Below are 25,719 nucleotides of genomic sequence, written 5' to 3'. Positions count from 1 at the left end.
AAAACAAAAGAGGTGCTGATTTAATAGCACCTCTTTTGTTTATATTGGGTTTCCAATGATTTGATCCATCACCCAACTGGTATGAGCAGCTGTAGATCCGCTCGATGGATGTGTTTGGTTTCCTAAAAGATGTTCTCTCATTTGTTGCACATGATAAAGCTGAATGTTTTCAGGATGTTCTATAAAATGTGTCGATTCGCCATCTGCCGTTTTCAGAATTATAGGCTCATTTTCGAAAACTGAAAAAGTGATTTTGCCTTTGCTTCCATAAATTTCAACAACATCTTCTCTTTCAAATGAACCAAAATTCCAGCTTCCGCTACCTGTAACCCCCGATTCGTGAAGCCAGTTGGCGACAGCTGCATCTTTTGACGTATAAAGTCCTTGCTGATTTAAGCTAATTCCTGAAACTTCTTTTATCGGTCCAAGATAATGAATGAACAAATCCAACCCGTGACTTGCCAAATCGTCAAAATAACCTCCTGTAGCAATGTTTATGTCAGTTCTCCAATTGTAGTCGCCGGAAAGGTCAATGTCGTTTGCTGCCTTGGACAAATGCCATCTGATGTGTCTTATATCACCGATAGTTTTAGAATCAATCCATTTTTTGATTTGTTCAAAATGAGGAAGTGATCGTCTGTAATAAGCAACAAATAACGCAATGTTCTTTGCTGCAAAAGCTTCAACAATATTCTGGCAATCTTGATAATTTGGGGCTAAAGGTTTTTCGATACAACAGGGTTTTCCTGCTTCGGCAACTTTTAGACCATAATATTTATGAGTATCTGGCGGAGTAGCTATATATACGGCATCAACTTCAGGGTCATTGATGAGTTCGTCCGCATTTGTGTAATATTTGTTTATACTGTGTCTTTTGGCATAATCTGCAGCTTTTTCCGCATCTCTGCGCATTACTGCCGTTATTATGAATCCTTCGGTTTTTTGATAGGCGGGGCCACTTTTTACTTCAGTGACATTTCCGCACCCAATGATTCCCCAACGGACTAATTTAGTAGTGTTATTCATGGTTATTTAGTTCGTATTTTGGTTTAAAAGTTTAATGTTTAAAGTTGAGGCAAGAGCCTAAAAAACATAAAGTATGCAACCTATACCAAATATTAATTATTCACAACCTTCAATTGTGCAGCTGTTTGTTGCGACAGTATTTTCAATTTTTATAGAAGTCTCAAATTTTCCTTCTTCCCAAGCTTTTTCGAGAGTTTTTAAAAATGCTTCTGTTGGTTGCGCTCCAGAAACAGCATATTTGTTATCAAAGACAAAGAAAGGAACACCTGTAATTCCAAGTGATTGAGCTTCCTGTTGGTCTTGAAGAACTTCTTTGGTGTATTCATTTGAATTAATAAGTTGTTCTATTTCGGATATTTCTATTCCAACTTCCAGACCAATTTCTTTTAAAACATTCCAATCATTTACATTTTTGCCTTCAGTGAAATGAGCTTTGAACAATAATTCTTTTACTGGACTGGATTGTTTGTGTTTTTTTGCCAAATGCATTAATCGGTGTGCATTCAATGAATTGGCTAAAATAGCTTTTTCAAAATGAAATTCAAGACCTGATTGTTTCGCATTTTCGGTTACATTATCAACCATTCCTTGTGCCCAATCGGTATCTCTTCTATATTTTTCTGCCAAATGATCTACTATGGTTTCATTGGGAGTTGCAACAAAATTAGAATCTAGTTGAAAACTTTTCCATTCAATAATTACTGAATCTTTATTTTCAAATTGGGTGAGTGCTTCTTCAATTTTTCTTTTACCTATATAGCAAAACGGACACATTACGTCCGACCAGATTTGTACTTTTAATTGATTTTCCATTTTTGGGCTAAGTCAAATTTGTTAAGATCGCAAAATTACGAAATTAAGATTCTAAGCTTTTTTGTTTTAAGAGTTTATTGTGAATTAACTAAGGAATGATTCAGTCCGCTTTAGTTTTTTTATCTGGAAATTGGTAGTTAAATTGTTTTAGATTATTGTTTTCTTTTTTCTTTTTTGAAACGCTATCAGGTACCATTGATTCCTTCTCATTTAAATCTGTTTTATTAGAAAGATAATTGGAGAAATATTTTTTAAGCACTTGAATTTTGTGAACTTCAATGGAGTAGATGGTTTTCTTTCCTTCATTTTTAATATTCAACAATTCAGCTTTTTTTAATTCAGATAAATGCTTAGAAATTGTTGATTGTGCCAATGGGATTTGTGCTACTATTTCTCCACAGGTTCTATTGTTTTCTTTCCATAACAGAGTCATAATTTGCATACGGGTAGGATGCCCCAAGGCTTTACAGATTTCTGCGATCGCATTTGTTTCCTGATCGAAATATTGTCTTTTAGTCGTTCCCATAGCTCATTAGTTTCATATCGTAATTTAACGATTATATTTGAGACAAGAGGACTTATTTGTATTTTTTGTTAATACTCTTATGAAGCAATAACTTTGGCGAAGATTTAGTTTTTAGGGTATTTAAAGTTTTATTGGAAAAGAATTTCAGTAAATCACGTATTAATACGTTAAAATGGGAATTTTGTATTTGATATCTTCGCTAATATTAAACTTGTAGGGGGATTTATATAAATAATATTTATAGTTATTTTATAAAAATAGATCATAAATATTTATTCACATAAATTTTAGGTTTAATTAGATTCGGGGGAAAATGCCATCAATTCATTTAATTGATGGTTTTTTTTTAAAAGTAAAGAACCAGCCAAATATTTGACTGGTTCTTTACTTTATAGAAATACAGTTTCATTCTATGCTAATAAATCCAAAACTAACGAAGGGAACAATCCTAAAATTATATTCAAAAGAATTGAAATGATTGCAACTGCATAAATCAAGAATGGTTTTCCAGTACGGGCTTCATTCGACTCTTTGGTGTACATAGCCAAAATCAGTTTAAAATAGTAGCCAACACTTACAATCGAGTTGATTACGGCGAATATAACCACTACTAAATACCCTGCTTGAATCGTTTGGCTAAACAATGCTAATTTAGCAAAGAAACCTGCGAAAATTGGAATACCCGCCATCGAAAGTAATGATCCCGTTAAGATGGCTGCCAATAATGGATTTGTTTTTCCTAAACCGTGAAAGTTTACAATGTCTTCGTTTTCTCTGTTTTTGCAAACGTATAATATCACGCTGAAAGCAGCGATACCTGACAATGCATAAGCCGAAGTGTAATACAATAAGCTTCCGGCAGAATTAGCTAAACTCAATAAGGCCATTAACATAAATCCAGCATGCGAAATACCTGAAAAAGCCAACATACGTTTTACATTAACCTGTCTTAACGCCATAATATTTCCAACAGTCATAGATGCTATGGAAATGATAACAACTACAATTTGGAAAGAGTAATTGATATCGGCATTCATGCCTGCCAATAATTTATAAAGTGTTGCGATTGCTACCACTTTTGCTAAAGTACTCATTAAAGCTGTTGTCAAAGTTGGAGAACCTTCATAAACGTCAGGTGCCCAAAAATGGAATGGAACGGCTGCGATTTTAAATAACATTCCTATTGTCATCAGTACAATTCCGATTGGGAACCAAATTGGTAACTCGGCTGATTGTGACATGTCGCTGATTTCAGTGATATCAAATGATCCCATCGCTCCATAAATCATACAGATACCAAATAAAATAATTCCCGATGCAAATGATCCCATCAGGAAGTATTTCATACCTGCCTCATTACTTTTTATATTTAATCTGTTACTTGCAGCAAGTACGTAAAGTGATATTGATAGGATTTCAATTCCTAAAAAGAACATTGCTAAATTTCCAAATGAAACCATAGCAACAGCTCCGGATAAAAGGAATATTTTAATGGCAATATAATCAGAAAGTTTGGTTTGATGGTTTTCGTAAAAACTATGTCCCAAGGCTATCAAAAAGATTGTCAATATAATGAATAGACTAGAAAAAGAAACCGAAAATTTATTTACAACAATCATATTGTTATAGTAACTTCCAGGAGAATTAAATTCGGACACGGTAAGTCCCAGAATAGCCAACAATCCAATAATTGTTACCGGAATAATCGCTTTTCTAAAATCAAAGATTTCAAATACAAGGCTTAAAATACCTAATCCTACTATAGCTATTAATGTTGTCATTTATATTATGCTTTTTACTTAATTGTATTTATTAATAGTGTTTAAAATAGTTTCAAGACTTGGCGTTATCAAATCGTTGATTGGTTTTGGATACAATCCGAAGAAAAACAGGACAGCAATAATGATTACCATTGTTAGACCTTCAGATAAAGTAATATCCGCAAAAAGTTTTTTGTTTGTTTCTCCAAGCATTACGTGTTGGAACATTTTCAACATATAATAAGCTCCCAAAATGATTGTTGTTCCGCCCAAAATAGCGAACCAAACATTCACCTGAAAAAGGCTGTACAGTACTGTAAATTCACCAATAAAGTTAAAAGTTGTTGGTAAAGCAACAGATGCTAATACCAAAATCATAAACATCGAAGTGAATTTTGGAGATTGGTAACGAATACCACCCATTTCGGAAATTAATCTTGTTTCGTATCTTCTGAAAATGATTTCAGCAGCGAAGAACAATCCAACAACCACAAAACCGTGTGCAATCATTTGTAAAACCGCTCCTCTAAAACCGTCAAGGTTTAAAGCATAAGTTCCGGCAGCAATCAAACCAACGTGAGCAAGGGAAGAATAAGCCAATAATTTTTTCAGGTCCTTTTGTCTCAAAGCAACAATTGAACCGTAAATTACTCCCACTATACCTATTCCGATGAAAATATACATGTATTCTTTGGCAGCTAATGGAGCCAAAGGCAATTGCCAACGGATCAGGCTGTACAATCCCATTTTTAGCATAATACCTGATAAAAGCATGGTTCCAAGAGTTGGAGCTTTTTGGTACACATTTGCCTGCCAAGTGTGAAAAGGGATCAACGGAATTTTAATAGCATAAGCAAGGAAGAAAGCCGTAAAAATCCATTTTTGTTCGTTTATGTCGAGTTTTAATTTATATAAATCTTCGATTAAGAAGCTTCCTGCTTTTTGATACATATAAACAAATGCAACCAGCATGAACAAAGATCCTGCAAGTGTATAGATAAAGAATTTAACTACTGCTTTTTTTCGCTCTTCGGCATCACCATTACCCCAAATCAAAGCGATAAAGTAAATAGGGATTAATGATAATTCCCAAAAGATATAGTATAATAAACCGTCGCTTGCCAAGAAAGTTCCTGTCATAGCAAATGACATAAACAATATTAGTGAGTAAATGGCTTTTGAATTTTTGAATTCGTTACCAAAAGAAGATAAGATGATAACCGCTGTCAAGGTAACTGTCAACAAAATCATTGCCATTGATAATCCATCGGCTTGTAAAGCAAATGAAACTTTTGGTAATGTTATCCATTGGCTGCTGTAGCTGATGTTTTCGCCTAAATTAAAATGATTTAATAAAACAATTGAACAACCCGTAGCCGTTAACCCGAAAAATAAAGCCACTTTTGAAGCGAGCTTGTCGCCAGCTAAATAAGTCGCAAATGCGCCAACTAAAAGGATGATTAATATTAGAGATACATTCATTTGTAATTTTTTATTGTTTTTTAAATGTCAAATGGAATAGACTTTTTTTAAATTATTTTTAGTAAAAAAGTCTATTTCATGGTATATAATTATTGAGCTAGAAATATAAATGAAACAATGGCGCACATACCCAAAACAAAAGCAAATAGATAAAGTCCAACGCTTCCATTCTGTAATTTTTTCCCTTGGTAACTTAGTTCGTTTGCAATTTTACCAAATCCAAAGACTACCGAAGAAATTCCTGTTTCTACATAGTCTCTAAAGATTTTAGACAAACTGTTTATTGGTGCAACAAACAATGAATCATAAATTTCATCAACATAGTATTTGTTGTAGAGAACTTTTGAGAACCCTGCTATGTCAGCATCTTCGCTTGGAACAGCATTTTGTTTGATGTATTTAGCGTAAGCAATTCCGATTCCGACTAATCCGCCGACAACCGCGATTGCCATCAACATATATTCAGTGGTCCCCAATACATGTTCTTCTGTTCCCGCTTTAGCGAAAAGAGGAGCCAGGTACTCGTTCAACCAACTATTGCCAGGTAAACTGATTAATCCTCCAAAAGTTGCCAAAATAGCCAATACAATCAAAGGAAAAGTGATTAAAGCCGGGCTTTCGTGTAAATGATGTTTTTGTTCTTCCGTTCCTCTGAAATCATTAAAGAAAGTCAGGAACATTAATCGGAACATATAGAAAGCAGTCATGATAGAAGCAACCGATCCAACAACCCAAAGCGGAATGTTATGGTGGAAAGCGGTCATCAAAATTTCGTCTTTAGAGAAGAATCCCGAAAACAAAGGAACACCTGAAATGGCTAATGACGAAATAAGCATGGTCCAAAAAGTAATTGGCATCGCTTTTTTCAAACCACCCATTTTACGCATGTCTTGTTCACCATGTAATCCGTGAATTACCGAACCTGATCCTAAGAACAGACAAGCTTTGAAGAAAGCGTGAGTGATTACGTGAAATATCGCCACCTCATAAGCACCGAAACCTAATGCCAAGAACATTAATCCTAATTGAGAAACGGTAGAGTAGGCTAGTACCTTTTTGATATCATTTTGAACCAAACCAATTGTTGCGGCAACTAATGAGGTTACACCTCCGATTACAGCAATAATGGTTTGTATTTCGTGTGTTAAATCAAATAAGAAATGCATTCTAGATACCATGAAAATACCGGCAGTTACCATCGTTGCAGCGTGGATTAATGCCGAAACAGGTGTTGGTCCGGCCATCGCATCAGGTAACCAAGTATATAATGGAATTTGAGCCGATTTTCCACAAGCTCCAATAAATAGAGCTAATGCAGCTATACTCAACCAAACGGTATCAAGATTGTGAGCTCCTGCAATTGCTGTTTGTAATGAAGCAAAATCCAAAGTAGAGAATTGAGCTCCTAAGATAAATATCCCGATAAGCAATCCTAAATCCCCGATACGGTTCATGATAAATGCTTTTTTGGCAGCATCGTTATAATCTTGGTTTTTGTACCAAAATCCGATTAATAAGTACGAACAAAGTCCAACTCCTTCCCAACCAATGAACATTACCAATAAGTTGCTTCCAACTACAAGGGTAATCATGAAAAAGATAAAGAGATTTAAATAAGCGAAGAAAGAATGCATTTTTTCGTCGTCATGCATATAGCTGATGGAGTATAAATGAATCAGCGAACCGATTCCAGTTACAAACAACAACCATAAAACGGATAACTGATCTAGTAAAAAACCAAAACTAATATTGAATTTGCTGATTTGAATCCAATCAAATAATTGAATGTTTATCGCTTGTTTTGTTTGATTGATTTGTAGAAAAAAGGAAACAGCAACAACAAATGAAACCACTACAGAAAGTGTTCCGATAATTCCCGAAGCCGATTTTCCTAAACTTTTCCCGAAGAAAACATTAATTAAAAATCCTAAAAAAGGAGTTAATAGTAAGACTAAAGCTAAATTGGTATCCATTGCCATTTATCCTTTTAAGTTTTTTAAATTATCGATGCTGATTGATCCAATATTTCTAAATATCGAAACCAATATGGCCAGTCCTACTGCGACTTCAGCCGCTGCTACAGCCATGGAGAAAAATACGAATACTTGACCTTGTGTGTCTTGGTGGTAAGTTGAAAAAGCCACAAACAATAAGTTAACAGCATTCAGCATGATTTCGATAGACATGAACACAATGATTGCATTTCGTCTGTACAAAACCCCAAAAATACCAATACAAAAAAGTGTTACACACAGGAAGATATAGTTTTCTATACCAATTTGAGTTAAAATATTATTCATTATTTCCCTTGTTTTTCTTTTTTAGACAATAGTACAGCTCCAATCATTCCCACTAATAACAAAATGGAAGCAAATTCAAAAGGCACCATATATTCATTCAACAATGCTTTTCCTAGAACTTTTATCGATTGGTAATCCTCTCCTGTATAATCATATTCCACGATTGGTTTTGAGTGGATAAATATTTTGATCAAAACCAAACAAACCAAACAGAAGGAAACAATAGCTCCTAATCTTGTGAATCTCGGTTTGTGTACTTCGTCTTCATGGTTTAGGTTCATCAACATTATGGTAAACAGAAGCAAAATCATGATAGCCCCGGAATAGACAATGATGTGTACAATTGCCAAAAACTGAGCGTTTAGTAGTAAATAATGTCCTGCGATGGAAAAGAAACAAATTACCAGATAAATGGCACTGTGAATTGGATTTCTGCTAAAAATAGTTAAAAATGCTGTTAGCAATGTGACTGCAGACAATATGCAAAATAAAATAAGTACTGTTGACATATTAGTTAGCGTTTTTAAGTTGAGTATTTTTCAAAGCCATTTCCAGTGGCATAACCAGTTTATCTTTTCCAAAAATGAAATCTTCCCTGTCATAATTAGATGGGACTAACTCTTTAGAAATTGTCAAATAGATAGCGTCTTTTGGACAGGCTTCTTCACAAAGTCCGCAAAAAATACATCTCAACATATTGATTTCATATATCTCGGCATATTTTTCTTCTCTGTATAAATGCTTTTCTTCCGGTTTGCGCTCAGCAGCTTTCATCGTAATAGCTTCGGCCGGGCAAGTCAAAGCACACAAACCGCAAGCAGTACAGTTTTCTCTGCCTTGTTCGTCACGTTTCAACATGTGACGCCCACGATACACCGGACTCATCTCGCGAACTTGTTCAGGATATTGAATCGTTGCTTTTCTTTTGAATAAATGCTTCAGCGTAATGAACAAACCTTTTACAATCGCAACCAGATAGATGCGTTCCAAAAAAGTCATCTCTTTATTGGAGACTACCTTTTTTCTTCCCGATAAGGATATAGTTTCTATTGACATTTTATATTTTTTATTTGTAGCTAATCCTGCTATCCGCTATATCTTTTATTTTTTAAAGGAAAAAATAAAAGGATGCCGCTTCTATCAGGGCTAGTCCAGTTAACTATTGGGATTTGGTTGAATTAAAATCCTAAATAAGCAGCGATATCGTGTCTTAAAATCACAACTCCGGTAATCATAATATTAGCAATTGCAAGTGGAATCAAAATTTTCCATCCCAAATGCATCAATTGGTCATATCTAAATCTTGGAATTGTCCAACGAACCCACATGATAAAGAAAATAAAGCCGCATAATTTAATGAACAGCACCGCCATTCCCAGTACATTGGCAACATTTACTCCACAGTTTTCCAATACCCAACCCATTCCAGGATAATTGTATCCGCCGAAAAACAATACAGCCAAAATGGTAGAGGAAACGAACATATTCGCGTATTCAGCAAATAGGTAGAATCCCATTTTCATCGATGAATATTCGGTGTGGTATCCACCTATTAATTCCGATTCACATTCCGCCAAATCAAAAGGTGTTCTGTTTAATTCTGCAAAAGAACAAATCAAGAATATTAAAAATGTTAGTGGTTGGTAAAGCACATTCCAATGCCATTCGGATTGCTGAATAGAAATTTCTTTTAGGCTCAAAGTTCCAGTCATCATAATCAAAGCGATTATGGATAATCCCATCGCTACCTCATAAGAAACCATTTGAGAAGCAGCTCTAATTGAGCTCATCAAAGAGAATTTATTGTTGGATGCCCATCCTCCAATCATGATGCCATATACTCCAAGGGAAACTACTCCAAAAATGTACAATATGGCAATGTTCACGTCAGTTGCTTGAAGCAAAATATCTCTTCCAAACAAATGTAGTCGATCACCCCATGGAATAACAGCACTTGTCATCAAAGCTGTTCCCATAGCGATTGCCGGACCGGTAAAAAATAAAAATTTGTTTGGCGTGTTTGGTTCAAATTCTTCTTTCGAAAACAATTTCAAACCATCGGCAAGAGGTTGGAATAATCCCAATGGTCCTGCTCTATTTGGTCCAATCCTGTCTTGCAACCAAGCTGCTACTTTACGTTCAGCCCAAGTGGCATACATGGCCATTAACATTGTAAGGGCAAATACCACAATTATAACTACACTTTTTTCTATAACAAATGTACTTTCCATTTTTTAAGATTTTTGAGTGTTAGTGTCCAATGGAATTGCTGCCATACTTATTTTTTTTCTGTCTTGATCTCTTCCCAAAAGAATATTTTTTTCAGTATTGATTTCTACTTTTTCTAATGGGCGGGTATAGTTATTTTGGTTGATAACCGAATCTTTTTCGAATTCACGAGGTCCTTCGATTACCCAGTCAGTCACTTCTTTTTTATCGAAACGACAAGTGTTACAGATGAATTCTTCTACTTCGTGAAATTCGTCTTTACGGCCAGTAACACGCTGAATTTCGTTCCCAAACATCCAAACGGTAGTTTTTCCACAGCATCCTGGAGTTGTACATTCTCTGTGTGCATTATAAGGTTTGTTAAACCAAACTCTTGATTTAAATCTAAAAGTTTTATCAGTCAAAGCACCAACTGGACATACATCAATCATGTTTCCAGAAAATTCATTTGTTATGGCTTTTGAAATACAAGTAGAGATGTTTGCATGATCACCGCGATCCAATACTCCGTGAACTCTGTTGTCTGTCAATTGATCGGCAACTTGCACACATCTTTGACATAAAATACAACGGTTCATGTGCAATTGAATGTTTGGACCAATATCTTCGGGTTCAAAAGTTCTCTTTTCTTCAATAAAACGGGAAACCGATTTTCCGTGCTCAAAGCTTAAGTTTTGTAAATCACATTCTCCTGCTTGGTCACAAATAGGGCAATCAAGTGGGTGGTTGATTAGTAAAAATTCTGTTACTGCTTTTCTGGCTTCTTGAACTCTTGGAGATGCTTTACTTGCGATTTCCATTCCGTCCTGACAGCCCGTCACGCACGATGCCATTAATTTAGGCATAGGTCTTGGGTCAGCATCACTTCCTTTGGTCACGTCAACCAAACAACAACGGCATTTACCTCCACTTCCTTTTAATTTTGAATAATAGCACATTGCAGGCGGAACAACATCTCCACCAATCATGCGCGCAGCTTGCAGAATCGTTGTTCCTGCTTCTACTTCAATTTCTTGACCGTCTATGGTTACTTTCATATGCTTCGGTTTAAAAGTTTAAGGTTTAAAGGTTTAAGTGTTTGAACTTCTAACTTCCAACTTCCAACTTCGTACTTTTAAATTATACTGCTTCTTTAGAAACTAGGTGCTTTACTTTTTCAAAAGGTTCGGCAACAAAATGGTCTCTGTTTTTTATTTTTTCAGGGAAACGAATATGATATTCAAATTCATCTCTAAAGTGACGAATAGCTGCTGCTACAGGCCAAGCTGCCGCATCACCTAGAGGACAAATTGTGTTTCCTTCTATTTTACTTTGAATGCTCAATAACAATTCGATATCTTCCTCACGTCCGTGACCGTTTTCGATTCGGTGCAATACTTTTTCCATCCATCCTGTACCTTCTCTACACGGAGTACACTGTCCACAACTTTCGTGGTGGTAAAAACGAGAGAAATTCCAAGTGTTGCGAACGATACAAGAAGTGTCATTATATACAATAAATCCACCAGAACCCAACATAGATCCTGTGGCAAAACCACCGTCGCTTAAAGATTCGTAAGTCATCAAACGATCTTCGCCAGCTGCAGTTTTGTAGATTAAATGTGCAGGTAAAACCGGAACAGAACTTCCTCCAGGAACAAATGCCTTCAATGGACGGTCTGAACTCATTCCGCCAAGATATTCGTCAGAATTCATGAATTCGTAAACGCTTAATCCCAATTCAATTTCATAAACTCCAGGGTTTTTGATGTGACCTGAAGCAGAGATTAATTTGGTTCCCGTAGATCTTCCAATACCAATTTTAGCATAATCAGCTCCGGAATTGTTTACAATCCACGGCACAGTTGCGATAGTTTCTACATTATTTACTACCGTTGGATTTGCCCAAAGTCCCGAAACAGCTGGGAATGGTGGTTTGATACGAGGATTTCCTCTTTTACCTTCCAATGATTCGATTAGCGCAGTTTCTTCACCGCAGATGTAGGCTCCGGCACCACAATGAACATGTAGTTCCAAATCATATCCTGTACCCAATATGTTTTTTCCTAACCAACCAGCAGCTTTTGCTTCGGCGATGGCTCTTTCTAATATTTTGTAAACCCACATGTATTCTCCACGAATGTAGATATACGAACGGTTTGCACCCAATGCATAACTCGAAGTAATCATTCCTTCAATCAGTAAGTGAGGAATGTATTCCATCAAATAACGATCTTTGAAAGTTCCCGGTTCAGACTCATCGGCGTTACAAACCAAATGTCGAGGTTTTCCTGATTTTTTATCGATAAAACTCCATTTCATTCCGGCAGGGAAACCAGCACCACCACGACCGCGTAATCCTGAAGTTTTTACTTCTTCAACTACTTCGTCAGGAGTTAGCATTTTTAGTGCTTTTTCCACAGAAGCGTAACCACCGTTTTGACGATACACTTCATAGGTTTTAATCCCAGGAATATTGATTTTGTCTAATAATATTTTTTGTGACATCTTATTTATCGTGTAATATTATTTTATCGTCTTTGCAGTCAGCAATTAACTGATCTACTTTTTCTTTTGTCAAATGCTCTTTGTAAAAATCGCCCAACTGCATCATTGGAGCATAACCGCAAGCACCCAAACATTCAACTCCTCTTACTTCAAAAAGACCGTCAGCTGTAGGTTCTCCTACTTGTACGCCTAATTTTTCACAGGTATAATCCATTAAATCTTCAACACCGTTCAAGCAACATGGAGAAGTTTGGCAAAATTCAAACATGTATTTACCAACCGGTCTTCTGTTGTACATCGTGTAAAACGAAACAACTTCATATACTTCGATTGGTTTTATTTGTAAAATTTCGGCAACTTTATCTTGTAATTCAATACTCAACCAGTTGTCGTGGGCATCCTGAACTTCATGTAAAACAGGAAGCAGTGCCGATTTTCTTTTATCTTCAGGATAATGGCTGATCAATTCATTGATGCGGGACATCAATTCCTCAGTCATGTTTATTTCTTGTTTGTAATGTGTGTGTACCATAATCTATGCGTCTAATTCTCCAGCAATAACATTTAAACTTGATAAAATAACGATGGCATCAGATAACATTGAACCTTTAATCATGTCCGGATAGGCTTGATAATAGATGAAACAAGGTCTTCTGAAATGCAATCTGTATGGAGTTCTACTTCCGTCTGTTTCAAGGTAAAATCCTAATTCTCCATTAGCACCTTCAACAGCATGGTAAATTTGTGCAATTGGAACCGGAACTTCTCCCATTACAATCTTGAAATGGTATATTAAAGATTCCATATTGGTGTAAACATCTTCTTTTGGAGGAAGATAGTATTCGGGAACATCAGCATGGTATTCATTTCCTTCCGGCATTTTGTTCAATGCTTGATTGATAATGCTTAAACTTTCCCAAACTTCGGCATTACGAACACAAAAACGGTCGTAAGTGTCTCCTGATTTTCCTACCGGGACAATGAAGTCAAAATCTTCGTAAGAGCTGTAAGGTTGTGCTACACGTACATCATAATCGATTCCGGCAGCACGCAAATTTGGTCCGGTAAGTCCGTAAGCCATTGCTTTTTCTGCAGTTATGGCTCCAACATTTACGGTACGATCAATAAAAATTCTGTTTCTTTCGAATAGATTTTCAAATTCTTTCCAGGCAATTGGGAAATCTCTTAAAAAATCGTCGAGTTTTCTGAAAGCTTCAGGAGACCAGTCTCTTTCGAAACCACCGATTCTTCCCATATTGGTCGTCAATCGGGCTCCACAGATTTCTTCGTAGATTTCGTATATTTTTTCTCTGAATTGGAATACATAAAGGAAACCTGTATAAGCTCCAGTATCCACTCCCAGAATGGAGTTACAGATTAAGTGGTCTGCAATACGAGCCAATTCCATTACGATAACACGTAAATAATCGACTCTTTTAGGGACTTTTATGTCAAGAAGTTTTTCAAGTGTCATCCACCATCCCATATTGTTGATTGGAGAAGAACAATAGTTCATTCTGTCCGTGAGAGGTGTGATTTGATAAAAAGGGCGATTTTCGGCGATTTTTTCGAAAGCCCTGTGGATATAGCCAATAGTTGGTTCAGCATCCAGGATTTTTTCACCGTCCATCAATAAGATGTTTTGAAAAATACCGTGCGTAGCGGGATGTGTGGGGCCTAAATTCAGAATAGAAAGCTCGCTTCCGTCTTCATTGTGTTTTTCCTGAATTATTTTAGCATAGCGATGCTCCGGTGGTAATAATAGTTCTGACATTTATTTAATGTGAAAAATTATATATAGTTTTTTTAGCAATTTGATGGCGTTCTTCCAAAATACCTGTCGTCTTTGTCAGTTCTTCCACTGTCTTCCATCGGGAATTCTTTTCGCAATGGGAATGACGTCATTTCATCCATGTTCAAAATACGTTTCAATTGTGGATGCCCTATGAAATTGATTCCATAGAAATCATAGGTTTCCCTTTCCATCCAGTTGGCACATAAAAAGATATTTGAAACAGTTTTGATTTCCGGTTTTGACTCGTTTAAGAAGGATTTAATTCGGATGCGTTTATTGTCAATCCAATTGTGTAAATGATAAACAATCGCAAATTGTTTGCTTTCTTCATTATCCGGGTAGTGAACACCACATAAATCGGTTAAAAAGTTAAAACGCAAAGTGGGGTCGTTTTTTAAATAAAGAATAACAGCTGTTATTATGTCTGATTCTACTTCAAATGAGAAAATATCTTTGTCCTGTTTGAATTCTAAAACTTTTGAACCAAAAGTAGTAGTTAATTTCTCTTGAATTTCTGTTGTTTCTAACGCCATTTTACTTATTGAATGTTATAAGATGCCAATAATTCTTGGTACTCCGGGGAACTTCTTCTTCTTACGGATTCGTTTTTTACTAACTCCTGTAATCTCATAACTCCATCTACGATTTGTTCCGGACGTGGTGGGCAACCAGGAACATATACGTCAACCGGAATCACTTTGTCAATTCCTTGTAAAACAGAATAAGTATCAAAAATTCCACCTGAAGTGGCACAAGCACCAACAGCGATTACCCATCTTGGTTCAGCCATTTGTTCGTAAACTTGGCGTAAAATTGGAGCCATTTTTTTTGAAATAGTCCCCATTACTAGTAGCATGTCGGCTTGACGAGGAGAGAAACTTACTCTTTCGGAGCCAAAACGGGCCAAATCATAATGTGAAGCCATTGTAGCCATAAATTCGATTCCGCAACAAGAAGTTGCAAAAGGTAAAGGCCAAAGCGAATTGGCACGTGCTAATCCTACCACATCATTTAGTTTTGTAGCGAAGAAACCTTCACCAACAACACCTTCCGGAGGAGCTACCATATTTATTTTTGAATCGCTCATTTTGTTTTTATTTTTTAGATTTCGGATTTAGCTTCTTGGCGATCCTAAAGCCAGAATCAATGTTTTATAAAATCGTTTTAATTAATGAATTTCAATTTCGGATTTTTGCGTCTTAAATCCTGTTTTCGAATTATTGAAATTAAATTTAAGACTAAATACCTAAAATTTGAATTTACTTTTTATTCCCATTCTAAACCTTTCTTCTTGATGATATAGAAAAAACCAACCAAAAGAAGCATCATAAAGATAATCATTTTTATCATTCCTTCAATACCTAAGTCTTTGAAATTCACGGCCCAAGGGTATAGAAAGATTACTTCGACATCAAAAAGAACAAACAAGATGGCAACAAGGAAATATTTTACAGAAAATGGGATTCTGGCGTTTCCTATTGATTCGATACCACATTCAAAGTTTCGGTCTTTGTTTTCCGATGATCTTTTTGGTCCAAGTTTGCCTGAAATTATGATTACGGCTACTACAAATACCACAGCCAAAGCTAGCTGCATAAAGACTGGAATATAGTTTATTTGTTCGGATTGCATGATTGAAAATGTTTTGCTTAAAAATCGATGCACAAAGATAGCTTTAGTGAGTGTAAATCACAAGTAGAAAATCAAAATTAGTTTAAGAAAAATTTATAAATTCTCATTATTTTGATCTGTTATAAATAATGTCATATTTGAGAGGCTTTATAGTGAGAATATCGCAAAAAAAAACGTTCCGAAATTAATCGGAACGTTCTTTTAGACGCTCTTGCAAAAAATATGAAATTATTTTTATGCTTAGATAACTGCTACTTTAGCAGCTACTTTTCCTTTTCTTCCTTCTTCTTCTTCATAACTTACTCGGTCACCTTCGCGTAATTCTTCCGCGCTGATCCCTGATGCATGAACAAAAATGTCTTTTCCTGTTTCTTCGTCTGTAATGAATCCGTAACCTTTAGATTCATTGAAAAATTTAACTGTACCTGTACGCATTGTAATAGTAATAATAATTTATAATAAAACAAATGTAATCTTTAATATAATACAAAAATCATTCTATCAAAATTTTTTTCTAAAATTATTGATATTCAATGTTTTCGACTAATTTGTTAAATTTAATTTAATATTCAATTCCTTTAATTGTGATTCGTCAATAATTGATGGAGCATCAATCATAACATCTCTTCCCGAATTGTTTTTTGGGAAAGCGATAAAATCACGAATTGTTTCTTGTCCCCCTAAAATAGCCACTAGACGATCTAGTCCAAAAGCCAAGCCTCCATGTGGCGGTGCTCCAAATTGGAAAGCATCCATCAGGAAGCCAAATTGCGCTTTGGCTTCTTCTTCGGTAAAACCTAAATATTTAAACATCAATTGTTGTGTTGCTTTATCATGAATACGAATTGAGCCTCCACCAATTTCATTTCCGTTCAAAACCATATCATAGGCATTGGCACGCACTTTTCCTGGATTAGTTTCCAATAAGTGCATGTCTTCCGGTTTTGGAGATGTAAATGGGTGGTGCATTGCGTGGTAACGTCCGCTTTCTTCGTCGAATTCCAATAATGGGAAGTCAACTACCCAAAGTGGTGCAAATTCGGCTGGATTTCTCAAACCTAAACGAGTAGCCAGTTCCATACGCAAAGCGCTTAATTGTGTTCTTGTTTTGTCGGCAGGGCCTGAAAGTACAAAAATCATATCACCAGGTTTTGCTCCTGTAGTTTTTGCCCAATTAGTCAAATCTTCCTGATCGTAAAATTTATCTACGGATGATTTATAAGTTCCGTCCTCGTTGCATTTTACATATACCATTCCACTGGCACCTACTTGCGGACGTTTCACCCAGTCAATTAAGGCATCAATTTCTTTACGAGTGTAATTTCCAGCTCCAGGAACCGCGATTCCAACAACCAATTCGGCTGCATTGAAAACAGGGAATTCTTTGTGTTGTGCGAATTGGTTCAACTCGCCAAATTCCATTCCGAAACGGATATCCGGTTTGTCGTTACCGTAGGTTTTCATCGCATGCTCGTAAGTCATCCTTGGGAATTTATCGACTTCGATTCCTTTTAGTTCTTTTAGCAAATGACGGGTCAATCCTTCAAAAACATTCAAAATGTCTTCTTGTTCAACAAAAGCCATTTCGCAGTCGATTTGTGTAAATTCAGGCTGACGGTCAGCACGTAAATCTTCGTCGCGGAAACATTTCACAATTTGGAAATATTTATCCATTCCGCCAACCATCAATAATTGCTTAAAAGTTTGCGGCGATTGTGGCAAAGCATAGAATTGTCCTTCGTTCATACGGGAAGGCACAACGAAATCTCTTGCTCCTTCGGGAGTTGATTTGATTAAGTATGGTGTTTCCACTTCGCAGAAATCTAAATCCGAAAGGTATTTTCGCACTTCCATTGCCACTTTATGACGGAAAAGAAGGCTGTTTTTTACAGGATTTCTTCGAATGTCTAGGTAACGGTATTTCATTCGGATGTCTTCGCCACCATCAGTTTCATCTTCGATAGTAAACGGAGGCGTCAAAGCTGCGTTTAAAATGTTCAGTTCCGAAACTAAGATCTCGATTTCTCCGGTCGGAATGTTTTTGTTTTTGGCTTCACGCTCAATAACAGTTCCTTTTACCTGAATCACATACTCGCGTCCCAATGTTTTGGCAGCTTCAAAAACTTCTTTTACAGTACGGCTTTCGTCAAAAATCAATTGTGTAATTCCGTAACGGTCTCGTAAATCAACCCAATTCATAAATCCTTTATCCCTTGATTTTTGAACCCATCCGGCAAGTGTAACTTCTGTATTGATATGTGAGGCGTTCAATTCGCCACAATTATGACTTCTGTACATGATATAAAATTTAGTTTTTTTGCTCTTTTTAGCGCGAGTGCAAATTTAGGACTAATTATGAATTTTAGAATGTGAAAGTCAATTTTTTGCGTTTTGCATTTTTATTTTTTTCAAAAATGATAATTAATAATTTCAGATAAATTGCAAATTACTGATTTTTTGTATTTTAACTATTGAAAATCAATATGTTAAGATTGAAAAATGCTCGTTTTTTTGATTCCCAATGTTAAGTTTTCGTTTGTGTTACGAAATTGTTACCAAAATGTTTTTTTAATGTAAAAATTGTCTCTAATTTTGATAAAAAAGATATAAACAATTAAAAACTAACGATATGAAAAAGCTTGGAATCTTAGTGGCGTTATTATTCTCAGGGGTTGTTTTTGCTCAAGATGCGAAACCTGTTTTAGAACCATTTGGAAAAAAAATTAAAGCTACCTATTTTTATGAAAATGGACAGGTACAACAAGAAGGTTATTTTGAAAATGGTAAATTGGAAGGACTATGGGTTTCTTACAATGAATCAGGAGACAAGATTGCCTCAGGAGAATATACAGCGGGAGTAAAAACTGGCAAATGGTTTTTCTGGTCTCAAAAAGACGGAAAAAATAGCCTTGCTGAAGTAGATTTCTCCAATAACCAAGTTGCAAAAATTAAAAATTGGAGACAAGATGCATTTGCAACTTCAAATGAATAACAACAAATAGTTAATTTTAGAAAAAGGAGAAAGCTTTCATAGGTTTTCTCCTTTTTTTATTGTTGATTTTCAATGTTATAACTTTGTTAAGTCTGAGTTTTTTATATGTATTTGTTGTAACTTTAATGTTGAAATACAACATATAATTTGGGGTGAAATAGAGAACCAGTTAGTTTAAATATCTATTTGTAAGCGTTCCGAATTATAAAATTTGTGTTTGTTAAGAAATCGGCTTATATAGGTTACTGTATTAGCCGATTTTGACTGTTTAGTGTTTTTTTTAAATTTTAAATTTAAAAAACAATTGATGTAACTGCCCCTTTCAGCATTAATCTCTTTCATTCCTTTTGTTGTTTACTAAAGCGGATTCAAAAAGAGATTTTCTATAATTATTTTATTCTAACTTTTTTAATCTAATTACTATGCCAAAGTATGTTATTGAAAGAGAAATTCCCAACGCGGGGAATTTAACACCAGAACAATTAAAAGAAATTTCGAATGCTTCTTGTGAAGTTCTAAGAAAAATGGGGCCTGAAATACAATGGAAACACAGTTATGTAACCGATGACAAAATTTATTGTGTTTACATTGCCCCAAATGAAGAAATGATTCGGGAACATGCCGATAAAGGTGGTTTTCCAGCCAACAAAATAAGCCTTGTTTCTGAAATAATTGATCCTGTCACAGCCGAATAGCTTTTGAAGTTTATAAAAAAGGAGAAAACCGTTGTGATTTTCTCCTTTTTTGTGTTTTATGTAGAAAAGTATTTGATTTTAGCTTCTAAACAATATTTATTTGCCACAGATTCACAGATTAAAATGATTTTAAAATCTGTGAATCTGTGGCAATTTCATGAATTTCGAGATTGCTGGATGTCAGTTCGAGGCCAATTTGCTATAATCAAAAACACCGTCCCAGATCTCGTCAATCCTTATAAGCGCTTGTTCCAAAGGAATAACTTTCCACTTGCCATTGGTTTTAATGCCAAGGTCACTGTTTTTTAATTTCTGCAATGCTTCTTTCACGTCAAAATCAAGATCGGTATTGTGTTTTGTTTTAAACCAAGATTCAATTTGATGGTCGAGTTCGTCAGCCGATAACGGTATTTTGCTTCGGTTCAAAAAGGAGTAGGCAAGGATTGTTTCCTTCAAAACTTCCTCTTCTGAAGAGTTTAATAAAGAATAAAAAGCACCGCTGTTATTTCCTATATTTTTGAAATAAAGGCTGTCCGAAAGCATTTTGGAATACTTTATTTTCTTGTTCACAAAGTTGTTGTATTGGCGGAATAAGTAAGCACCCAAAATCCCAAGAGCAATCAAACCTTGATTTAAGGAGGTTTTGCTGTTCAAAAGATCAATAGTTTCACCCGATTGATAAGCTGCCTGCATTTTAATCAGCGCCGGAATTACTTTGGCACTCAATAAGGAAATACCACCCACAACGCCCGGAACCCATAATAACAGCTTGTCGGTTAACGACATTTTGGGCGTGGCATTCGGGAATATGGTTTCCAAGTCATTTTTTGGAACACGTTTGAAAATCTTCAAAACGACAGTTCCGGGTTCTATTAATGATTTGTGTTTTTTAAGCTTTTTCTTTTTGTAATAATCCGCATCGTGATATTTGAGGTAAATCATTACACGGTCATAATACTCGACCTCAATTTTTTTCTTCCAAAAAAAGTATTTAGTGACCTTTTCTTTGGCAGTATGCTGACCCCTAACATATATCTCATAGTCTTTATAGACGTCCAAATCAATGTCCAGTTTCAATCCTATCAAATCCGAATCCTTAAAAGCCTTGTCCAAAACTTCCTGGCTCACTTTCGAATAATTGCTTAGTTCCAGTACTTTAATCAAGGTGTCTTTAAAAACCGAAAAGTCGCTTTTCCCTTTAAAAGCCTCTCTTTCTTTGGCAGGCAGATCAGGGTCAAAAAAAGCGTAATTCTTTTTTATGTTCCGAATCAGGTTAAAGGCTTCGTGGTGATAATAATGTTCAATAATGTCAAACAGCTTCTTGAAATCCTCGACCTGTTTTTCGTCACCAGCATATTCCGCCAGTTGTTCATCGAGCAGAAATTCCTTATCAAATGGGATATAATGTTCTCGGTTCATTTTGAATTCGATGGGGCTTTTTTAAGTTTTGCAAAGGTAAATTACAAAAGCCGAAATCTTTAAATTTTTCAATGCCAATTCTTTGCTAAATTTTGAAAATAATAAGGAGCGAAAGAATCGGCTTTATCGGGAGACATGGGTTCCTGCTCTTGCCTTTATCTCTCCTCTCGTCCCAAAAGACGAGATACGAGGATATCGGCTAACACGAGTGTAGCGAACTGGCGAAGCAATCAGGGCTAGTAGGCAGGCAGAGGGATTTTTGGAGATATTTAATTATCCAAAACAATAAACCACGTTTAAAATCAGTAAACGAGGTTGTGCTTTGTTATTATTTTATTTTTCTGTGTTCAACATCCTGACGGTTATCCCAAAAGGATACAATCTCAATTCTATCTTCATTTATTTCATAGAAAATAAGATAAACTTTCATTGGAATTACACGTGTAAATTTATTTGAAGTCAGTCTTCTAATTAGTTCAGAGTTAGAAAGTGTATTTAATAAGTCTTCTACTTCTTTAAGTAGTTTTAAACTATAATTTGGATTACCATCTCTCTCAACATAATATTCCAAAACAGTTGCAAATTGAAGTTTTGCAATTTTTGACTAAACTATCACTTTTTTAGCCATTCTCTCATTTCAGAAATTACTTCATCGTTGTTGTGAAATTTTCCCTCTTTGATTTCGTTTCTGCCAATTTCAATTGAAGATTGTTGTTCTGCAGATAATTGATATAAGGCTTGTTCTGACGAATCAAATATAGTTTGAAGCGCATTTAGAAAGTTCAAATCCTTAGAATCTTTAATTCTAGAAATTAAGTTCTTTTTTATTTGGGCTGTCATATCCATAACCAACATTTTTATTATTCAAAAGTAAAGATTTATTTTCAAATGGCGTTGCAGATGTATTGTGGAATTTTGTCTATATAATAACGTATTTCTCTATCCAACAACAAAAAAAACCACCCAAAATCAAATTTCAGGTGGTTTTATTTATATAAAATTTAAAAAATTATTCTTCGATAGGATGCTCTTTTCTCCAATCTCTTAACCAGTATTTGGTTCTTTTTACCAAGTAGAACATCACCGGTACCATAATCAGGGTCAAGACTGTGGCATAAGTTAATCCGAAGATGATGGTCCAGGCCAATGGTCCCCAGAAAATCACGTTGTCCCCTCCCATGAAAATGTGCGGATTCAAGTCGGTTATTAAGGAGAAGAAGTCAAAGTTCAGTCCAATCGCCAGCGGGATCAATCCCAGTACCGCCGTAAGAGCCGTAAGCAATACAGGGCGCAGCCTCGATTTACCGGATTCGATGATAACTTCCTTGATTTCTTCAAGCGTTAAATCGTTGTGGCTTTGTAAATGATTATCAGCTACTTTTTTGTCTAATAACAATACAAAGAAATCCATTAATACGATTCCGTTCTTCACCACGATACCCGCCAGCGAAATGATTCCCATCATCGTCATTAGGATCACAAAATCCATATTGGCGATAACATAACCGTAAAATACCCCACTGAAACTCAGCAGTACCGTAAACAGAATCACTATCGTTTTGGAAACCGAATTAAACTGCAGTACGATGATAATCGTGATTCCAGCCATTGCCAAAAACAGTGCGTAGAACAAGAAGCTTTGGTTTTTGCCTTGTTCTTCCTGTACTCCGGAGAAAGAATAGGTAATTCCTTTTGGCAATTCATAACCTTTTAAATCGGCAGCAATTTGTTTCGTAATTTCATCACCATTAAAACCAGTCAAAACGTTGGAGTAAACCGTCATGATACGTTTTTGGTTTTTACGTTTGATTTGGTTGTAAGTGGTTGTTTTTTCCGTTTGGGAAACGGCAGAAATAGGCACCTGCATCATTTGCCCGTTCGTTTGGTTTCGGAACGTTAAAGATTGGTTGAAAAGGATGTTTTCGTTTTTACGTTGGTCATCCTGCATACGCATGGTGATGTTATAATCGTCATCGCCTTCTTTGTAAGTAGAGATTTCCTGTCCATAAACGGAACGACGTAAATTGAATCCCAATTGTCCTGTTGAAACGCCCAAACTTCCTGCACTTACGCGATCTACTTTTACTTCCAATTCCGGACTTTCTTTATTGACATCAACACTCAATCGTTCAATTCCGGGAATGTTTTTAGTGTTGATAAAAGTGATCATTTTGTCGGCCTCTTTCAGCATTTCATCATAATCGCTTCCGGTCAACTGAATACTGATTGGGTAACCGGCCGGTGGTCCATTGTAATCTTTTTCGACCGTTACTTTAGCTCCCGCGATTCCTTTGACCTTTCCTCTGATTTCTTCCAGAATGTCAGAGGTGTTGATGCCTCTTCGGAATTTAAACTCGGAGAAATTCACCGTTACTTTCCCTTTAAAAGGAGTCTCCGAAGCCGATCCCGCGTCCACATTCGGATTTCCAGCTCCAACCCCAACTTGGGATACAATGGATTCGGCCAAAAAGTTTTTGTTAGTTTTTGGATCTATGTATTTACTTAGGATATCGATAACTTGTTTTTCAACAAATAGGGTAGCCTTATTGGTTTTTTCAATATCGGTTCCTTGCGGATATTCAATGTAAGCAATTACCTGATTCGGGATGTTGTCCGGGAAGAACAATACTTTTCTTGGGAATACTCCCAAAAGTATGAAGGAGAGAAATAACATTCCGATAATTCCGGCAAGAGCAAACCAAGCTCTTCTTTTGGTTAAAACTTTAGCCAAAAAGATTTTGTATTTCTCTTCCATTCTCGGGAAAAAGCTGTGTTGGAAATCTTGCGTCCATTGATAAAGCTTCAATTTATACAACCACATCAAAGCAAAAGATATGATTGCCAAATGACCAATAGCTCTTGCCAATTTTGAATCGTAAATATTTCCAAGCAACACAAAAATTACGGCAATTATGGTGAAAATTATCGAGTATATTTTCGCCGATCTTTTGGTAACGTTTTTATCTTCAATATCCATCGAACCTCCCGTCATGGCGGCATTGACAACCATCGCGACAAACAGCGAAGCCGAAAGCGTTACCGTCAATGTCATTGGGAAATATTTCATGAATTTACCCATCGTTCCGGGCCATAAGGCAAAAGGAAGGAAGGCCATCAGGGTAGTGGCAGTAGAAGAAATTACAGGCCAGGCGATTTCACCGATACCAATTTTTGAAGCTTCGAATCGTGGCATTCCTTTTTTCATATTGGCAAAAACGTTGTCTACAACCACAATACCGTCGTCCACGAGCATCCCCAGTCCCATAACCAGTCCGAAAAGTACCATCGTGTTCAACGTGAGTCCAAACATCGAAAGGATACTAAACGCCATTAACATTGAAAGTGGAATAGCAGCTCCCACAAATAAGGAGTTTCTAAGTCCCATCGTAAACATCAAAACAATCATTACCAACACAATACCGAATATAATGTGGTTGGATAATTCATCAACTTGGTGTTCAACGCGTGACGATTGATCGTTTGTCAATTCTATTTTTAGATTCGAAGGCAAATAAGATGCTTGTGCTTCTTTGATTTTTTCTTTAACCTGCTCGATTGCCGAAATCATGTTTTGGTTCGAACGTTTTTTCACGTTTAGCATGACAACCTCGGTTCCTTTTTCACGGGCGTAAGTTGTTTTTTCTTTTTCTTTGAACTTAATAACCGCAATGTCTTTCAGGTAAACGGTCCCTCCATTGTGTTTGACGATGATGTCTTCCAATTCTTTCGGGTCTTTGATTTCACCCACGATTCGGATGTTGTTTCTTGAACCTTGCGAAATTAAATTCCCTCCCGAAAGTGTCATGTTTTCGTATTTCACCGCATTTTGAATGTCGTCAAAAGAAACTTGCGCTGCGGTCATTTTGAAAATATCAACGGCAATTTCAACTTCTTTGTCATCAACACCAAGGATGTCCACTTTTTTAACTTCAGGGATTTCCTCAATATCGTCTTGAAGCAATTCTCCGTATTTTTTAAGTTGCTGTGTGGTGTAGTTTCCTTGCAGGTTGATGTTCAGAATTGGTACTTCCTCCGAAATGTTCAATTCGAATACGCTTGGTTCTACTTTACTTCCGTTGTCAAGGTTTGGCCAATCGGGATCGGCTTTTACAATATCAACTTTGTCTTTGATTTTTGTTTTAGCATCCAGGATGGTCACTTTATCGTCAAATTCTACGATGATCATACCGTAATCCTGAAAAGAGCTCGAAGTCATTTTAGTAACTCCGCTGATGTTTTTGAACTCTTTTTCAAGCGGTTTTATGATTAATTTCTCGACATCTTCGGCTGAATTTCCAGGGAAAACAGACGAAATGTAAATTTTGTTTTCTATAATTTCCGGAAAATCCTCCCTAGGCATCGTAATGTAGGCAATGACTCCGGTGATTACAATCAGTAAAGTCAGGATATAGACTGTCACGCGGTTTTCGACAGCCCAGCTTGATATTCCGAATTCTTTATTTTGATGGCTCATTTAATTTGAGATTTTAGATTAACGATTTTTGATTTTAGATGTATAGTGTGATTAACTAAGATGTCAGACATAAGATTTTAGATTTTACC

25 protein-coding genes are annotated in these 25,719 nt (G+C 36.1%); 2 read left to right on the top strand and 23 right to left on the bottom strand.

The genetic code is table 11. The features are described from left to right. Window positions 1–39: 39 nt before the first annotated feature. From OZP12_RS00710 to aspS, 19 genes are all read right to left on the bottom strand, one after another. Window positions 40–1,026, bottom strand: coding sequence for a Gfo/Idh/MocA family protein (locus OZP12_RS00710; protein WP_281227122.1), 987 nt, complete (start codon window positions 1,024–1,026; stop codon window positions 40–42). A 96-nt stretch (window positions 1,027–1,122) separates the two neighbouring features. Next, window positions 1,123–1,839: a DsbA family oxidoreductase gene (locus OZP12_RS00705; protein WP_281227121.1), complete on the bottom strand. Its 717-nt coding sequence runs from the start codon at window positions 1,837–1,839 to the stop codon at window positions 1,123–1,125. A gap of 100 nt (window positions 1,840–1,939) precedes the next feature. Further along, a complete protein-coding gene (locus tag OZP12_RS00700; RefSeq protein WP_281227120.1) occupies window positions 1,940–2,365 on the bottom strand; it encodes an ArsR/SmtB family transcription factor in 426 nt (141 codons plus the stop codon). A 410-nt stretch (window positions 2,366–2,775) separates the two neighbouring features. Then, a complete protein-coding gene (locus OZP12_RS00695; protein ID WP_281227119.1) occupies window positions 2,776–4,146 on the bottom strand; it encodes an NADH-quinone oxidoreductase subunit N in 1,371 nt (456 codons plus the stop codon). Between the two features lie 18 nt (window positions 4,147–4,164). Next, entirely contained in the window at window positions 4,165–5,607 is a 1,443-nt protein-coding gene (locus OZP12_RS00690) for a complex I subunit 4 family protein (RefSeq protein ID WP_281227118.1), read from the bottom strand. Between the two features lie 89 nt (window positions 5,608–5,696). Beyond that, window positions 5,697–7,580 carry an NADH-quinone oxidoreductase subunit L gene (gene nuoL, locus OZP12_RS00685; RefSeq protein WP_281227117.1) on the bottom strand — a complete coding sequence of 628 codons (1,884 nt, stop codon included), beginning with the start codon at window positions 7,578–7,580 and terminating at the stop codon, window positions 5,697–5,699. Between the two features lie 6 nt (window positions 7,581–7,586). Continuing rightward, window positions 7,587–7,907: an NADH-quinone oxidoreductase subunit NuoK gene (nuoK, locus tag OZP12_RS00680; protein ID WP_100432422.1), complete on the bottom strand. Its 321-nt coding sequence runs from the start codon at window positions 7,905–7,907 to the stop codon at window positions 7,587–7,589. Further along, window positions 7,907–8,416, bottom strand: coding sequence for an NADH-quinone oxidoreductase subunit J family protein (locus OZP12_RS00675; protein ID WP_281227116.1), 510 nt, complete (start codon window positions 8,414–8,416; stop codon window positions 7,907–7,909). Before OZP12_RS00675 ends, nuoK begins: the two co-directional genes overlap by 1 nt. A gap of 1 nt (window position 8,417) precedes the next feature. Next, the gene (locus OZP12_RS00670; RefSeq protein WP_281227115.1) at window positions 8,418–8,963 is read right to left on the bottom strand and encodes a NuoI/complex I 23 kDa subunit family protein; all 546 of its coding nucleotides are present in this window, start codon (window positions 8,961–8,963) and stop codon (window positions 8,418–8,420) included. 122 nt (window positions 8,964–9,085) lie between these two features. Beyond that, complete coding sequence (gene nuoH / locus OZP12_RS00665; protein WP_281227114.1) at window positions 9,086–10,138, bottom strand: NADH-quinone oxidoreductase subunit NuoH; 1,053 nt, start codon at window positions 10,136–10,138, stop codon at window positions 9,086–9,088. 3 nt (window positions 10,139–10,141) lie between these two features. Then, window positions 10,142–11,173 (bottom strand): NADH-quinone oxidoreductase subunit G, encoded by a 1,032-nt coding sequence (locus OZP12_RS00660; protein WP_281227113.1) that lies wholly within the window; start codon window positions 11,171–11,173, stop codon window positions 10,142–10,144. 82 nt (window positions 11,174–11,255) lie between these two features. Next, window positions 11,256–12,623 (bottom strand): NADH-quinone oxidoreductase subunit NuoF, encoded by a 1,368-nt coding sequence (gene nuoF, locus OZP12_RS00655; RefSeq protein WP_281227112.1) that lies wholly within the window; start codon window positions 12,621–12,623, stop codon window positions 11,256–11,258. A gap of 1 nt (window position 12,624) precedes the next feature. After that, complete coding sequence (locus tag OZP12_RS00650) at window positions 12,625–13,155, bottom strand: complex I 24 kDa subunit family protein (RefSeq protein ID WP_281227111.1); 531 nt, start codon at window positions 13,153–13,155, stop codon at window positions 12,625–12,627. Between the two features lie 3 nt (window positions 13,156–13,158). Further along, window positions 13,159–14,397 (bottom strand): NADH-quinone oxidoreductase subunit D, encoded by a 1,239-nt coding sequence (locus OZP12_RS00645; protein WP_281227110.1) that lies wholly within the window; start codon window positions 14,395–14,397, stop codon window positions 13,159–13,161. Between the two features lie 32 nt (window positions 14,398–14,429). Continuing rightward, complete coding sequence (locus OZP12_RS00640) at window positions 14,430–14,951, bottom strand: NADH-quinone oxidoreductase subunit C (protein ID WP_281227109.1); 522 nt, start codon at window positions 14,949–14,951, stop codon at window positions 14,430–14,432. 5 nt (window positions 14,952–14,956) lie between these two features. Continuing rightward, window positions 14,957–15,505 (bottom strand): NADH-quinone oxidoreductase subunit B, encoded by a 549-nt coding sequence (locus OZP12_RS00635; protein WP_281227108.1) that lies wholly within the window; start codon window positions 15,503–15,505, stop codon window positions 14,957–14,959. A 179-nt stretch (window positions 15,506–15,684) separates the two neighbouring features. Next, the gene (locus tag OZP12_RS00630) at window positions 15,685–16,050 is read right to left on the bottom strand and encodes an NADH-quinone oxidoreductase subunit A (RefSeq protein ID WP_281227107.1); all 366 of its coding nucleotides are present in this window, start codon (window positions 16,048–16,050) and stop codon (window positions 15,685–15,687) included. Window positions 16,051–16,290: 240 nt separating this feature from the next. After that, the gene (locus tag OZP12_RS00625; protein ID WP_035634121.1) at window positions 16,291–16,485 is read right to left on the bottom strand and encodes a cold-shock protein; all 195 of its coding nucleotides are present in this window, start codon (window positions 16,483–16,485) and stop codon (window positions 16,291–16,293) included. A 108-nt stretch (window positions 16,486–16,593) separates the two neighbouring features. Then, window positions 16,594–18,348: an aspartate--tRNA ligase gene (aspS, locus tag OZP12_RS00620; protein WP_281227106.1), complete on the bottom strand. Its 1,755-nt coding sequence runs from the start codon at window positions 18,346–18,348 to the stop codon at window positions 16,594–16,596. Between the two features lie 331 nt (window positions 18,349–18,679). On the opposite strand from aspS, the gene OZP12_RS00615 reads away from it, so the two are divergent. Together OZP12_RS00615 and OZP12_RS00610 are read left to right on the top strand one after the other, a co-directional pair. Further along, on the top strand, window positions 18,680–19,042 hold the full coding sequence (locus tag OZP12_RS00615) for a toxin-antitoxin system YwqK family antitoxin (protein ID WP_281227105.1): 363 nt from the start codon (window positions 18,680–18,682) through the stop codon (window positions 19,040–19,042). Window positions 19,043–19,464: 422 nt separating this feature from the next. After that, window positions 19,465–19,737, top strand: a complete 273-nt coding sequence (locus OZP12_RS00610) for a DUF4242 domain-containing protein (protein WP_281227104.1) — start codon at window positions 19,465–19,467, stop codon at window positions 19,735–19,737. A 180-nt stretch (window positions 19,738–19,917) separates the two neighbouring features. On the opposite strand, the gene OZP12_RS00605 is transcribed toward OZP12_RS00610, so the two are convergent. The 4 genes from OZP12_RS00605 to OZP12_RS00590 all read right to left on the bottom strand — a co-directional run bounded on the left by OZP12_RS00605 (window position 19,918) and on the right by OZP12_RS00590 (window position 25,630). Beyond that, window positions 19,918–21,156, bottom strand: coding sequence for a TMEM143 family protein (locus tag OZP12_RS00605; protein ID WP_281227103.1), 1,239 nt, complete (start codon window positions 21,154–21,156; stop codon window positions 19,918–19,920). Between the two features lie 328 nt (window positions 21,157–21,484). Continuing rightward, on the bottom strand, window positions 21,485–21,754 hold the full coding sequence (locus OZP12_RS00600) for a type II toxin-antitoxin system RelE/ParE family toxin (protein WP_349293584.1): 270 nt from the start codon (window positions 21,752–21,754) through the stop codon (window positions 21,485–21,487). 14 nt (window positions 21,755–21,768) lie between these two features. Next, on the bottom strand, window positions 21,769–22,002 hold the full coding sequence (locus tag OZP12_RS00595) for a hypothetical protein (RefSeq protein WP_281227101.1): 234 nt from the start codon (window positions 22,000–22,002) through the stop codon (window positions 21,769–21,771). A gap of 163 nt (window positions 22,003–22,165) precedes the next feature. Beyond that, window positions 22,166–25,630: an efflux RND transporter permease subunit gene (locus OZP12_RS00590; RefSeq protein ID WP_281227100.1), complete on the bottom strand. Its 3,465-nt coding sequence runs from the start codon at window positions 25,628–25,630 to the stop codon at window positions 22,166–22,168. Window positions 25,631–25,719 lie beyond the last annotated feature (89 nt).

Source organism: Flavobacterium aquiphilum, assembly GCF_027111335.1.
GTDB lineage: Bacteria > Bacteroidota > Bacteroidia > Flavobacteriales > Flavobacteriaceae > Flavobacterium > Flavobacterium aquiphilum.
This window is presented reverse-complemented; position numbering and strand designations above follow the sequence as displayed.